General features: G+C 60.1%; 1 pseudogene. It reads right to left on the reverse strand.

Annotation, left to right across the window (positions count from 1 at the left end):
• A pseudogene (locus GQS58_RS17075) lies at positions 1 to 271 on the reverse strand (heavy metal translocating P-type ATPase); the annotation flags it as partial.

Consider the following 271-nt stretch of genomic DNA (forward strand, 5'->3'; position numbering starts at 1 on the left):
CATTCACCCGCAGCGAAGCTGCAGCAACCTCGCGCTGCCCGCCTTGGGCATCGAGCAGCACCGCTGTTTTCGGAACCAGTGACGCCAGAGCTCTGATACCGGCGCGGGCACGATCGGCCGCCACACTCTCCAATAACTCACCGATCGAGAATAGGAAAACTACGGCTGCAGCCTCTTCGGCCTCACCAATGAACAGCGCGCCCAATGCGGCTACGGACATCAGCGTTTCGATTGAGAAGGGCGAGCCAGACATGGCCAGCGCAATTGCTTT

The sequence above is a fragment of the Polaribacter sp. 11A2H genome, from assembly GCF_011379025.1.
Classification (GTDB): Bacteria; Bacteroidota; Bacteroidia; order Flavobacteriales; family Flavobacteriaceae; genus Polaribacter.